Source organism: Pectobacterium atrosepticum, from assembly GCF_000740965.1.
Taxonomy (GTDB): Bacteria; Pseudomonadota; Gammaproteobacteria; order Enterobacterales; family Enterobacteriaceae; genus Pectobacterium; species Pectobacterium atrosepticum.
Genome location: NZ_CP009125.1, coordinates 4,056,297 through 4,070,190 on the forward strand (window position 1 = coordinate 4,056,297; position 13,894 = coordinate 4,070,190).

General features: G+C 56.0%; 11 protein-coding genes. 7 read left to right on the forward strand and 4 right to left on the reverse strand.

Annotated elements, in window-relative coordinates:
* Positions 1-7: 7 nt before the first annotated feature.
* Genes GZ59_RS17945 through GZ59_RS17960 form a run of 4 tightly spaced genes read right to left on the reverse strand, consistent with a single transcriptional unit; the run spans position 8 to position 5,694 of the window.
* Positions 8-1,006, reverse strand: coding sequence for a carbohydrate ABC transporter permease (locus GZ59_RS17945; protein ID WP_039293560.1), 999 nt, complete (start codon positions 1,004-1,006; stop codon positions 8-10).
* 23 nt (positions 1,007-1,029) lie between these two features.
* Positions 1,030-2,121: an ABC transporter ATP-binding protein gene (locus GZ59_RS17950; protein ID WP_039293563.1), complete on the reverse strand. Its 1,092-nt coding sequence runs from the start codon at positions 2,119-2,121 to the stop codon at positions 1,030-1,032.
* Between the two features lie 2 nt (positions 2,122-2,123).
* Positions 2,124-3,230 (reverse strand): beta-galactosidase BglB, encoded by a 1,107-nt coding sequence (bglB, locus tag GZ59_RS17955; protein ID WP_039293568.1) that lies wholly within the window; start codon positions 3,228-3,230, stop codon positions 2,124-2,126.
* Between the two features lies 1 nt (position 3,231).
* Positions 3,232-5,694: a hypothetical protein gene (locus GZ59_RS17960; RefSeq protein ID WP_039293571.1), complete on the reverse strand. Its 2,463-nt coding sequence runs from the start codon at positions 5,692-5,694 to the stop codon at positions 3,232-3,234.
* 444 nt (positions 5,695-6,138) lie between these two features.
* Here GZ59_RS17960 and GZ59_RS17965 point away from each other — a divergent pair, with 444 nt between their 5' ends.
* The 7 genes from GZ59_RS17965 (at position 6,139) to GZ59_RS17995 (ending at position 13,840) form a co-directional block, all read left to right on the forward strand.
* Positions 6,139-7,446 (forward strand): ABC transporter substrate-binding protein, encoded by a 1,308-nt coding sequence (locus tag GZ59_RS17965; protein WP_039293574.1) that lies wholly within the window; start codon positions 6,139-6,141, stop codon positions 7,444-7,446.
* Positions 7,443-7,994 carry a glucosamine kinase gene (locus tag GZ59_RS17970; RefSeq protein WP_039293577.1) on the forward strand — a complete coding sequence of 184 codons (552 nt, stop codon included), beginning with the start codon at positions 7,443-7,445 and terminating at the stop codon, positions 7,992-7,994. The genes GZ59_RS17965 and GZ59_RS17970 overlap by 4 nt, the downstream gene beginning before the upstream one ends.
* The gene (locus GZ59_RS17975) at positions 7,991-8,905 is read left to right on the forward strand and encodes a glucosamine kinase nucleotide-binding domain-containing protein (protein ID WP_039293580.1); all 915 of its coding nucleotides are present in this window, start codon (positions 7,991-7,993) and stop codon (positions 8,903-8,905) included. Before GZ59_RS17970 ends, GZ59_RS17975 begins: the two co-directional genes overlap by 4 nt.
* Before the next feature lie 25 nt (positions 8,906-8,930).
* Positions 8,931-10,754 (forward strand): metallophosphoesterase, encoded by a 1,824-nt coding sequence (locus GZ59_RS17980; RefSeq protein WP_039293583.1) that lies wholly within the window; start codon positions 8,931-8,933, stop codon positions 10,752-10,754.
* 606 nt (positions 10,755-11,360) lie between these two features.
* Positions 11,361-12,071, forward strand: coding sequence for a metal ABC transporter ATP-binding protein (locus GZ59_RS17985; RefSeq protein WP_039293586.1), 711 nt, complete (start codon positions 11,361-11,363; stop codon positions 12,069-12,071).
* On the forward strand, positions 12,068-12,922 hold the full coding sequence (locus GZ59_RS17990) for a metal ABC transporter permease (protein WP_011095258.1): 855 nt from the start codon (positions 12,068-12,070) through the stop codon (positions 12,920-12,922). Before GZ59_RS17985 ends, GZ59_RS17990 begins: the two co-directional genes overlap by 4 nt.
* Positions 12,923-12,961: 39 nt before the next feature.
* A complete protein-coding gene (locus GZ59_RS17995; protein ID WP_039293589.1) occupies positions 12,962-13,840 on the forward strand; it encodes a metal ABC transporter substrate-binding protein in 879 nt (292 codons plus the stop codon).
* Positions 13,841-13,894: the final 54 nt, after the last annotated feature.

The window sequence follows — 13,894 nt, forward strand, 5'->3', positions numbered from 1 at the left end:
GCTCCCGTTATTTTTTCCCTTCCAGCCGACGCGTCAGCAGGAACTGCAATGCCGTCAGGATCATCAATACTACGCCCATCAACACCGAGGCTGCCGACGCCAGCCCGTAGAGTGATGCATTCGACGAGAAGGCGGTCTGGTAGATGTACTGCACAATAAAGCTGTTGGCCGTGCCCGGGCCGCCGCCGTTGGTTAACACCCAGGCTTCATCGAAGATCTGCACACTGTTGATGGTCAGCAGAATCACCACGACCAGAATGTTCGGTGCCAGCAGCGGCAGCGTCAGCCGATAAAAACCGCGCCAGCGCGAGGTGCCATCCACCGCCGCCGCCTCGTAGATATCACGCGGGATCGCCTGCAATCCGGCCAGCAGAATCAAGGTATAAAATCCGACGTGAAACCAGACAGAGACAAACACCACCCAGAAACGCGACAGTGTTGGATCGAGCAGAAAGGTAATCGGCTGTCCGCCCAGCGACGACAGCACCAGATTCAGCAAGCCGTTACGATTAAGAAACCACTGCCAGATCAGGCCAACCACCACCGGTGACAACAGTACCGGATAGAAGAACATCGCACGGAAAAAGCCCCGAGCGACAATCTTGCGATTGAGGATCAGTGCCGTCACCAGCGCCACCAGCAGCGTGCAGAGCACGTTGAAAAAGGTGAACGACACCGTGTTGTAGACGCCGGTCCAGAACAGATCCTGTTCACAGCTCGACGGGTCGGCGTAGTTGCCACAGCTCAGCAGCGTGGAGAAGTTAGCCACGCCCACATACGGGCGCTCCCACAGCAGGATATTGGTGCCGCCGGTGAAGGCGTAGCACACCGACAGCAGAATCGGAATAAAGACAAAAACGGCGAACAGCAGCATGTTGGGCGCGATAAAAAACCACGGCATCACTTTGCGGCCACCAAATTTTTGTAGCAGATTCACCGCTTTTTCCACTGGCGTCACCAGCTTATCGATCAGCGATCCTGCGGGCAGTAAGGCAATCTTTTTCATGTCGTCCTCTCCCGTCGCGATAATTAATGCTCGGTGCAGCGCGGCAATGTGTCATCCGTTTCACCATCGAACAGATGGCAATACGTTGGCGGAAAGCGCACAAACACCGACTCGCCCGCAGCGAACTCGCGGTGCTGCGCCAGATGGACGATCATCTCGTCGTCAATGCCGCCCATCCGCCCATAGATAAAGGTTTCATGCCCCATCATCTCGCAGCGATCGACACACAGTGCAATTCCCTCGCCTTCTTCCACGACTTCACAGTGTGAAGGACGAATCCCGAGCGTGACGTTCTGCCCGACGGTGCCGATAAACGGCAGCACCAGACGATTGCCGGACGGGCACTGCACCTCGACGCCGTCGGCACAAGTGGCGACAATCTGCGCCGGGAACATATTCATGCGCGGTGAGCCGATGAAGCCCGCGACGAACTTGTTTTTCGGCCGATTGAACAGCTCCAGCGGCGTACCAACCTGCTCGATGCGACCGGCATTCAGCACCACAATGCGCTGTGCCATCGTCATCGCTTCTACCTGATCGTGAGTCACGTAAATCATGGTGGTACGCAGTTTCTGATGCAGGCGGGACAGCTCGCCGCGCGTCTGCACGCGCAGCTTGGCATCGAGATTGGAGAGCGGTTCATCAAACAGGAACAGGTCAGGCTCACGCACGATAGCGCGACCAATGGCAACGCGCTGCTGCTGTCCCCCCGACAGCGCACGCGGCCTGCGATCCAGATAGGGTTCCAGCCCCAGCATGCGCGCAGCCTCATCAATGCGACGGATGATTTCGTCTTTGGGGAAGTGCAAATTTTCCAGCCCGAACGCAAGGTTCTTGCGCACCGAGAGGTGCGGGTAGAGCGCATAAGACTGGAATACCATCGCAATCTTGCGCTCTGCTGGCGTGAGATCGTTCACCTTGCGGTTGTCGATCAGCAGCTCGCCGTTGCTGATTTCTTCCAGACCGGCAATCATGCGCAGCAGCGTGGATTTTCCACAGCCCGACGGGCCGACAAAGACCATGAACTCGCCATCATGAATCGTTAAGTCCACGCCTTTGATGATGCTCACCGCACCGTAATTTTTGTGGACGTTTTTCAGTTCCAGACTCGCCATTGTCAGCCCTCGCAAACAGAATCTAACTGTGCCAATAACATCAGCATGACCAGCGCCTGCCCGTAAGGCACGGCAACATTGGGAATATCGCGATAGAACTGCAAATCATGTCCCATCGCGGTGCCGTCCGAGACACCTTGCACCACACCCTGTGCGTCAATCTGCGCCACCACGGCGGCATAGCCTTTTTCCAGCACGTCCTGCGGGAAATCGTGCAGCATCCCCAGCCGACGTGCCGTCAAAATCCCAGCGATAAATCCCGCGCTAGCGGAGGTTTCCAGCGGTGAATCCGGGTCATCCAGCAGCGTGTGCCACAGGCCAGAGTCATGCTGGCAGCGCGCCAGCGTTGTCGTTTGCTGTTCCAGAATCGCGTCCAGCGTGCGCAATACCGGCGCAGACAGTTGATCCTCCGCCAGTACGCGCATTTCCGGCAGCACCAGCGTGATCCAGGCGTTGCCGCGCCCCCAGAACGCATCGGCATAGTGATGGCGACCAACGAACGTCCAGCCGTGATACCACAACCCGCTGCGCACGTCGGCCAGATAGCGCGCGTGCGTAACGAGCTGATATTCCGCCTCTTCAATCAGATCGCGACGAGAGAGTAATTTCCCCGCGACCACCAGAAACAGACCGGCCATAAACAGCGTGTCGTCCCAGAGTTGCCCGGTATTCGGTCGCTCTTTCACCGTGTGCTGGAAGCCGCCATCCTCGGTTTTTGGCAGCGAGTGCAGTAGCCAGTCCGCCCAGTCGCTCACGGTTTCACGCCACTGTGCAGGCGCATCCGGCTTATCCTGACACAGCAGTGCCAGCACCAGCATCGGTGCCGTCGAGTTGATCTGTCGCGGCGGTAGCCCAGCATCCAGCTTTTGCTGATACCAGTTTGCCAGCGTCGTCAGCATGGTGTCGTCCTGCATCAGATGCGCCAGCTTCCAGAAACCGTACAGCCCGACGCCGACTTCCCAATCCCACTCTTCAAATTGAATCGTCAGCCCAGCATCCAGTGCGTCGTCCTGCGTTACGCTGTCAATCGCCTTCAGGCGGCAAAATGCCCGCGCTACCTGCGCCAACAGCGCTTCGGTTTGTTGTCGATTAAGTGAACCTGTCTGCATGTCATGGGTTTCCTGTGTTGAACTGCGGGACGACCGAGACATCGTCGGGAAAAATGAAAGGCCGCTGCGCTACGCTGAATCCAGTCTCGTGGCTAAAAGCCAATTCACCGTAGTCGGGGTCGTCGAAACGCACGCCATCGCTATCCTGTACCAATGAGCGCTCTCGGAAGCGGGCAGCGAATGCGGCGAATCCTTCCGCGCCATCGCCGCTGTCCACGGCAACAAACCAGACGTTCTGTTCGCCATATGCCCGCAGCTCGCCTTCTGCCTGCTGGCCTGCGGTCGCAAACGGCTGTAGCCCTGCGGGATTATGGAAGGCGGCATAACCGTTGCCACCGCGCACGAAGCACCAGACGCCTTCAACGATGACGTCATCCAGCGCAGTTTGTGGCAGATAGAGGTGCGTCCACGGGCGAATATCCTGTTGCAGATCGAACACCATTAGCGCGCGATTACGGTGCTGCATCAGGCGCGGTAAACGCCCGTTGCCCGCCCAATAAGAAGGACGGTGCACGCCGTCAGGGCGATCCTCGCCGGGATGGTTCACCCACAGACGAGCGGCATAGTGTGTCCCCAGCCGCACATCCAGCAGATGTTGTTGATGTCCGGGCTCGCCGGGGTGATGGTCGAAAACGGAGGAAAAGGCGACATCGCGCTGCTTCCAGGCAATGATGCGGGCGCTGCGGTTCAGCCCCTGCACCCAGCGGGCTTCTGCGCCGTGCGGTAGTGACCAGTGCGCAATCCGATCTGTCGCTTCCGGCGGCTGATAGTCGCTCAGGCACAGCAGTGGCAGCGCGGCGCAGTGTGGAATCAGCCAGCCTTCGCCCCACATCAGCGCGCACAGGCCGGACAGCTCGGTCAACATGCCAGAACGTAGCTCTTTATCGTAGGCGCGTCCCATGGTGCCAACCGCGACACCGTTCTGATGCACCCACGCCGTCATCAGCATGATGCGGTCAATCACTACGCGAGATTTCTCCCGCAGATCGGCGTCCTGCGCCAGTTCATACAGCGCCACCAGCCCAATCAGATCGATAGGGTAATAGGCCGCCGAATTCCACTCCACCAGACCGTGTTCCAGAATGGAATCAAACCAGCGCGTCAGGCGTTCGTGGGCAATGGCTTTCTGCTCCAGACCGCGACGGCCGCTGCACGGGAAGATGTCATCAGGGAAGTTTTGTCCGGCAAGGTATTGCGCGACGTGGAAACACAGGCAGTGGTTCTCGCTCCAGAACCACATGGTGTCGTTGCCCGGCTCATCAATCCAGTAACGGAAGCCAAGGATAGCGCTGCGCACGCGCCGCCAGTCCTGCGGCAGCAGCAGTTGCCCCTGATAGCGCTGCCATAGCCAAATCAGTGGCACCAGTTGGAAATCCGCACAGTCTTCGCGGCGGCTAATTTTTTGCAGTGCGCTGTTGAGAATCGGTGCGGCGGCATCGTTGCCCTCGCCTGTCGCGACAATCGCCAGCAACCGACCAAGGCGCTCAAAACCGTGTAATGCCGTATGACGCAGTACCGCTTCACGCCGCGCTGCCAGTGTCGGCAATGCGGGCAGCGTTTGCGATGGCAAGCGCCCAAAACTGAGGGTACGCGTCAGCGTTATGCCATTGCAGGTCGCCGCGCAGACCAGATCGTAGTAGCCGACCAGAGCAGAGGGTAAATCCACCTGCCAGCCCAGATTGCCAGCGGTCAGCCTTTGTTGCTGCTGCCACGTAGGAACTGACTCGTTGACGTTGCCAATCAGGCGGTGCGCCATCGTCACGGACTCCGGCAGCGGCTGCATGCTGTTCAGCACCAGCACGGGCGGTTGGATCAGGTTGTTTTCCAACGTCAGTCCATTAACCCAGCTATCCAGTGCGGTCAGTTGTTCGCTGAGTGCCGCATCGTCGTCAAGCTGCCAGAAGAGCGTATCTTTGCCCTGATAGCACAGGCTGAACAGGTAATCCGTATCGCGCTCGCACAGCTCTTCGCTATGCACCACCAGCGTATTCGCGCCTGCTTGCAGCGGCAGCGTAATGTCACAGGTTTTTTCGGTATTGCGGGTAAAGGGCGTAAAACGGGTAATCGACTCGCCGTTGAGCCATAACGTTACGCCGCCGCAGGTGCTAAGGGTAAAGGGTGCCGTCTGCGCTATATCACTGTGGATCACACAGTGGGCAAAGCGCTGAACGTGAACCGGACACGGCCAGAAATCACTGAAATTCACGCTGCGACTTTCATCGCCGCCACTCCACATCAGCGGGAAATTAAGATCGTCGGGTAACGTCACTTCGCGCTTTGCCTCTTCCTGCAAAAAGCGCACGCGGCAGGGTAAAACGCCGACATCGACAAAACCGTTGATAAAGCGGTAATTCACCTTATCCGGCAGCGTATCCGGTTCGGCGAAATAACGTTTTTCCGTCAGTTCGGTAATCAGAAATCGATTAATGACACCGTTCTTCTTTAATTTCCAACCGATATTCATGCGCAATCCTGTTTACAGTTTTGACGAATAAAATAACGAAAAGATATGGCTGAACTTATTTGCACTTTCGCTGTGCATGCACTGCCAACATTTAGGGCAATGGGCATCTCTCTGCACTAAGAATTAACAATCACAATGCAAATTTGCATTAAATTGTCTTTTGCATTCATTTATTGACCTTTCGCATTAATAAATAAGATTCTCATATTTATATATGTGATTAATATCACAAAAATACTTTATTTAAATCAACATTTAAAATATCTTTAACCTGCCTCACATAAATCAGTCAGGCTTCTGTCCATGATTGCATGATGAAAATAACGGAATAATGCAAATTTGCATTAATTAGGACATGGAATAAATCACAGGAAATAAAAATAACCTCGCAGGCAACGCCATGGTATTTCAGCCATTAATCAAACCTATGATGTGGAGATGTTTATGATGCGTCCCAATACCGCGTTATTTTTTTCCGCCCTTGCGCTGGGGTTATTCAGCAACAGCGCGTTAGCCGCCAAAACGCAAATAACATTTTTATATAGTGACGACGATCCCGAATTAGTGCATTTCATGGAGCAGAAAGTTAAATCCTTCTCCCAAAGTAATGAACGCATCGATGTGAATTTCGTCAGCACCGGCTATAACGCGCTGCAAACACAGTTGCCGATGCAGTTGGCGGCGGGCTTAGGTCCCGATATTGCAAAAACTACGCAGATGGGGCTGCTTGGCTATACGCTGGATTTGCGCCCCTACCTGAAAGATCCTGCCGCCTTTGAGAAACGCTACAACGCAGGGATCGAAAAGATTATGCGTGTGAAAGGTGTGCATAAAGCCGATGCGCTACCGGGTTTTGTCGCCTCTTGGACCGCCGACCTGCCGTTTATTAATGTGACGCTGTTTGAACAAGCAGGCGTTCCGATCCCACAGCCGGGCTACACGATTGATGACCTGATGAAAGCCTCGAAGCTGGTTGCGGAAAAAACGGGTGTGCATATTCCCTTCACCATCGACCGCAGCGGCTTCCGCTTCTCCGGCCCAGCCTACTCTTACGGCGCACGCTACGATAAAGACGGGCTAATCAATTTCCCAGATGCGGCGGCGCAGCTGTGGATTAAAGATCTGAAACGCTGGTCAGATGAAGGCGTGTTCCCACGAGAAATGTGGGGCGCGGCGGGCGGCGGTCAGTACAAGAGCATGGCGGACGATTTTGTGAACGGCAACATCGTGACCTACTTCTCCGGCAACTGGCTGTTGAACCAGTTCAGTAAGCAAATTGGCGACGGTTTTGACTGGAAAGTGCTGCCTGCGCCTTGCAAAGAGAAGTGTATCTCGATGGGCGGTGCGACCTTCATCATGCCGTTCACCACCACCAAACACCCGCAGGAAGTCGCCGAGTTCATGGAGTGGCTGGGCAGCGAACCGCTGCAACGTGAGATCGCCGAGCACTTCAATATCATTGTCGGTGCGGATATTGCCGATCTGCACTACCAGACCAAAGATAAACACGTGATCGATGGCCTGAACACCGCGCGTGAAGAGATCAAAAAGATACCGTCTTACGTCTTTGATTGGGAACGCATGGAAAGTCTGGGGGCGAACGAACTGTACCCCATCATCCTGACGCGCTTTACCCAATACCTGAACGATCAGGTGTCGTTTGATGAGTATCTGCGCCTGACGTCAAACGATGTGAAGCGCCTCAACGAAACGATCGCGACCAATCAACAACAGCGGAAAAATGCACCGTGAAATGGCAACTGAGGGAGATCGACATTGATGGCGATCGCCCCTTTGATCGGGCGCAGGAGCACACGTTGTGTGAGCAGCGCTGGCTGGGGGAAAACCGCTATCTTCTGGTTACGGGCGGTTTTACCCGGCTGCTGCATTGGCATGACGGATTCCTGACCTGTCGCGGCGGCGATAGTTTTCCCATCGGCAACCCAGCCAGCCTCTCGCGGCTGGGCCTGTGGGCGGTGCAGGAGATGCTTCAGGCCGTTGAGGGCATCACTCCGCTTACGCCACTCAGCGACGCGCTGTTTCAACACTTCAATAAGCATGTCGATCGCGTGATCGACTGGTCAAAGCAGGCGCAGGCGACCGATTACACCACGCTTGGGCATGTTGTGCTCACGCACCCACACGACGCACTGGCAGTGCAGTTACTGACACGCTGCGCCAGCGAGTTAACCCTGCTGCTGAACAGCCTGCCGGACTCACAGACTGAAATTGTCAGTCTCAGCGGCGATCTGGCAATTGCCTGCCTTCCCTATCTGGATTCAGAAGCGAGCGCATCATGACGACATGGCTCTATGCGGGTGTGGATGGCGGCGGCACAGGCTGTCGGGCACGAATTTATCAGGCCGACGGTACGCCGCTCGGACAAGGACACGGCGGTCGCGCCAATCTGCTGCTCGGCGTGGAGAACGTACGTCAGTCGGTGGACGATGCCATTGCACAGGCATTAAAACACAGCGGGCTTTCACCGGATGACGTATCTCGGCTGAAAGTCGGACTGGCCCTCGCCAGTGCGGAACATCGCACCGCCTATGATGCCTTCCTGGCGTTGCCACATCCTTATGCCATTCAGGTCCTCAATACCGATGCGCTCGGTGCCTGTCTGGCCGTCAATCAAGGGAAAGATGCAGGTGTGGTCATCGCCGGAACGGGCTCCTGCGGGCTGGCGTGGCAGAACCAGACGATAACTGCCTACGGCGGCCATGAGTTCCCGATTTCCGATCAGGGCAGCGGCGCACGTCTCGGACTGGCGGCATTGCAACATACCCACGATGTGCTGCAAGGCTGGCGCGCACCGTCTGCGATCAGCCAGAGCATTGACGATTTCTTTTGCGCCAGCGCAGCACACGCGCAGGCCGTGAACACGCTTGACGCGCTACAGACGTTTAGCCAGCAGGCGAAGCCGGGCGACTACGCACAGTTCGCCCGCCACGTATTTGACTGCGCTCAGCAGGATGATGCCGTTTCTCACGCGCTGCTGGCACAGACGGCCAGTGAAATCTGCCTGCTATTGGCCGCCGTGGCACGTCACGCCTCACCTCGCTTATCGCTCATGGGCAGCATCGGCCTGCACATGCGGCCCTGGCTGCCAGACGAGTGGCAATCCCAACTCGCCGTTCCGATGGGTGATGCGCTCGACGGCGCACGATTGATTGCCTGTCATGATTATGCGCTATACAGCCATCCGTTATAAAAAATAAATAATGCCGGAGACATCAATGACATCACTCACTCGTAGAACCTTCGTCAAGCTCGGTGCAGGCAGCGCCATTACGCTAGCTGGCGGCTTTTTTCACGCGAACGCCGACGCAGAAACGCCCGCAGTGCCGCTGCGCATTGCCATTATTTCGGATGTTCACGTCCACAATATCTACGGCAACTACGATTTTGACGGCCTGGCCGATGCGCAGACTGGAAAGAAGCTGACCATTCGCACGCTGAAAGATTCGGTGAATTCGACCCGCATCTTCAACGAACCCTACTTTGCGCTGCTGGCCGCGCTGGACGAACTGGCAAAACAGCAGGTGAAATACGTGGTGCTGTCCGGCGATTATTCTGATGACGGCCAACAGCCTACGGTTGAAGGCATTGCCGCCATCCTGACGCAGTATGAACAGCGTCACGGCATGCGCTTTTTCGCCACACCGGGCAACCACGACGTTAACCGCCCGCAGGGTGATGATTCTTCAGAGAGAATGCTCAATGCTGACGGCAGCAACACCATGCTGAGCAGCAAATCCGACGTCAAGCTCGGTGATGCACAGTCACTGATCGTCACGACCAAGATGCAGGCGCTCGGCTATGAGCGCGGCCTGCCGCTGATGAAACCGTTTGGTTTCTTTAAGCGCGACGATTTTCTGCACTGGGAAACACCGTTTGGTGGCAGCGATGAACTCAGCCAGCGCCAGTATCTCGCCCGTTCACCGGACGGCAGCAAACAGTGGAACATTGTCGATGCCTCCTATTTGGTGGAACCGGAAACGGGGCTGTGGCTACTTTCCATCGATGCCAACGTGTATCAGGTCAAAGACGGCCCGGAAAAACGTGAAGAGATTAAAGGCTACTCTACCAGCAGTGACACTGGCTGGAACGCCCTGCTGACGGAAAAGCCCTTCATGCTCCCGTGGGTGAAATCGGTAGTACAGCGGGCGAAAGCGCAGAATAAGAAGCTGCTGGTGTTCTCGCATTATCCGCTGGTCGATTTCCTCGATGGCACAGTGGAGGACGAAAAACAGCTCTTTGGCAGCAACAGCTTCATCAAGCGTACGCCGCGGCCGGAGGTTGCCGAACAGGCGCTGGCCGCAGGTATCCGTCTGCACTTCAGCGGCCACCTGCACGTCAACGACACGGGCGTGTATCGCGGTTCACAGGGGACGCTGGTGAATGTGGCGGTGCCATCGTTGGCCGCTTATCCGCCCGCCATGAAGTTGGCGACGCTGCATAGCGACCGAGTCGATATTGATACGCTGGTACTGCGCAACGTGCCGCAGTTCAACCACCTGTTCCCGTTTTATCAGAAAGAGCTGGATCGCACTGGCGAACCGCTGGGCGACATTCTGAAAAGCCGCGATTACTACGACTTCCTGCATCATCATCTGGCGCTGCTGGTGCGTCAGCGTTTTCTGGTGAAAGACTGGCCGGAAGATTTATCGCCCCTTATCAACACACTGAACTGCGCCGATCTACTGTGGATCGCGCAGCAACAGGAACCGCTCAACGCCAAAGCACTGCCCGATGCCGCCGAGCGTAAACCGAGCGCGGTAGCAGGCACCGATGGGTTACAGGATATTTCTCTGCTCACGCTGGTGACCGACTGGTATTGCCTGCGCAACGGCAGCGATCTCGCCTGGCGAGATATTCCGCAGGCGCGGGTGAAACAGTATCGCGCACTGCTGGCGGCCTACACACCGACGACTACGCTACCGCCGGACAGTCTGCAACACCGCTTCGGCCTGATGCTGAAAATCCTCGCGGGCTATATCAACGATGAGCCCGCTACTCGCTTTGTTGTTGATATGCAGGGGAATTTATCAGCCGTGTAATGTGTTCCCATCTTCAAGCACGCTAATCGGTTTTATCTGTGAGTACTGAGGGTGTTTCGTGCGCTTCGAGCACGGTTATCTTCATGCTACGTCGTAGCACGCGCCCGACATAGGGGGCTACGCCAGCCCCCTATGAACCCCGGCTTTTTGGCGGGAATTATGCCGCTAACGCGGTGCCTTCGGTGCTCATGACCGCTTTTCGAGCCGCCAGTGACGCGTTCCCTACGCGGCACTGGCTTTCGCGGCATCCATGCCGCTCACTCAGCGTTCATGTTCTCCTCAGCATAATTTTTTACGCCGTGAAAAGAAGAACCATCGCGATATGCGTTGGCTGGGGTTTGTCAGCAGTGCTCGAAGCGCACGAAATATTGCACACCTTTCAGCAATCACAGCAATCACACCAAATCTCCCCAATCGTCTTACATACTTTTTTACCTATTGCCTCTATCGTCGCCGCTAAAAAGTGATACGTTATAATATAACAATTAATCTTTTACCGATGATAATGACAAGTTTTTACTCTCTCTCCGCGCTGAAGCGCGTGTTACTGGTTTCGCTGCTGTTGGCACTGCTGTGGCTGATGGTCGGGTGGGCGGTGATGTTGCCATGATTGCCCTACAGGAATTGGCCTTTGGCTACCGTGGTCAACCGCCACTCGCGACGCTCAGCGGCTGTTTTCATCAGGGATCGCTGACGGCGGTTATTGGTGCGAACGGTACGGGGAAATCTACGCTGCTGAAAACGCTAGCGGGTTTGCTGCCACCGCTTTACGGCACATTCAGCCTCGGTAACGGCGGCAAAGAGAATGCTATCGGCTATTTACCGCAGCTCTCCGAATTCGATCGGCAGTTTCCGATTAACGTACGCGATCTGGTGCTGATGGGGTCGCTGCCCCATCGCGGATTGTTACGGAGTATTAACGCCAACTGGCACCGCAAAGCCATTAACGCACTCGACGCCGTCTCAATGGGAGATTTTGCCGACCACCATATTGGCGTCCTGTCCGGTGGACAACTACAGCGCGTGCTCTTCGCGCGGCTATTACTGACGCAGGCTCCAATCATTCTGCTGGATGAACCCTTTACCGGCGTCGATAGCCAAACCACACAGACACTCTTGCAGATTATCGAGCAGCTTCATGCCGAAGGCAGAACCATTCTGGCCGTATTGCACGATATGGAGCTGGTTGGGCAGCACTTTCCGGCTGTTTTACAACTCACCCCGTACGGCCATCGCTGGGGAGATGCTCAACCCATATTACATAGCCTGCGCAAGGCCGAAAGTGATACGCCAACGCTCAGGATCGTCACGTCATGATGCTATTTCACCTTATTACTTCTCCTTTTTCAGAATTCGGCTTTATGCGCCGCGCGCTGGTTGGCTGTCTGGTGCTAACGCTGAGCGCCGCGCCGTTGGGCTGTTTTCTACTGTTACGGCGTATGAGCCTGATTGGCGATGCGCTGTCGCATGCGGTATTACCCGGCGTGGCAATCGGCTATCTCATCTCGGGGATGTCACTGCTGGCGATGGGAATCGGCGGCTTTATTGCCGGGCTGTCCGTCGCCATGCTCTCCGGCTTCGTCACGCGCCACACGGAATTAAAAGAGGACGCCAGCTTTGCCGGATTTTACCTCGGCTCGCTAGCGCTTGGCGTCACGCTGGTTTCACTGCGCGGTTCCAACATCGACCTGCTGCATGTGCTGTTCGGATCGATTCTGGCGGTGGATCGCGCCGCGCTGATCGATATTGCGCTGATCGGATCCGCCTCCTTGCTGGTGTTGGCAGTGATCTATCGGGCGCTGGTGATTGAATCGTTTGACGTGACCTTCCTGCGCATCAATTCAGGGCGCTATCGGGCGCTGATCCACGGCCTGTTTCTGTCGCTAGTGGTGCTGAATCTGGTCGCCGGATTTCAGCTGTTAGGCACGCTAATGACGGTCGGCATGATGATGCTGCCTGCCGCCAGCGCCCGATTTTGGACGCAGCGCCTGCCCGTCATGCTCGGTATTGCGGTGCTGCAAGGAATGGTCGCCAGCCTGATCGGGCTGCTGTGGTCTTACTATGCCGAGCTGCCTGCTGGCCCCGCCATCATCCTGACGATGACGCTGTTTTTCTGTTTCTCGGTCTGTGTTGGTCACCACGGTGGGCTGTTACGCCTGCGCCGTTGACTGATTAATCTCGTTATTTGCAACTTTTGTGAGGGAAGAATGAAACGTTCACTGTTAGCTATCGCGTTATCCGGCCTGCTGCTTAGCCCACTGGCGATGGCAAAGAATCTTGATGTTGTTGCCAGCTTTTCCGTACTTGGCGATATGGTCAGCCACATCGGTGGCGATCGCGTCACCGTGACCGATCTCGTCAAGCCGAATGGCGATCCGCATGAGTTTGAACCGTCGCCAAAAGACAGCAAAACGCTGGCTCACGCCGATCTGGTTTTCGTTAACGGGCTGGGTCTGGAAGGGTGGATCGATCGTCTGGTCACCGCCTCCGGCTACCATGGCGACGTCATCACGGCATCCAACGGCATTGAAACACGCTCGATGGTGGAAGACGGCAAAACCGAAACCGACCCGCATGCCTGGAACAGCATGAGCAACGGTGTGGTGTACGCGCACAACATCGTCAACGCGCTGGCAAAAGCAGATCCACAGAATGCCGATTACTATCGTCAGCAGGGTGAAGCCTACATCAAGCAGCTACAAGATCTGGATCGCTACGCGAAGAAAACCTTTGCCGACATTCCACCGGAAAAACGTAAAGTACTCACCAGCCATGATGCATTCGGCTACTTTAGCCAAGCCTACGATGTGAAGTTCCTGTCGCCTGTGGGCTATTCTACCGAATCCGAAGCCAGCAGCAAAAAAGTGGCCGCGCTGATTAAGCAAATCAAACAAGAGAAGGTGAAAAGCTACTTCATTGAAAACCAGACCGATGGACGTCTGGTGAAGCAAATCGCCAATGCCAGCGGCGCACAGCCGGGTGGTGAACTGTATCCAGAAGCCCTAACCGACGCGTCCGGCCCGGCAGCAACCTATACAACCGCGTTTAAACACAACGTCGATACCCTCGCCGCCAGCATGAAGTAAGTGTATTACCTTTAGCCAGCGCTCGGGGATGTAGGAAAGAAAATGCCACGGATG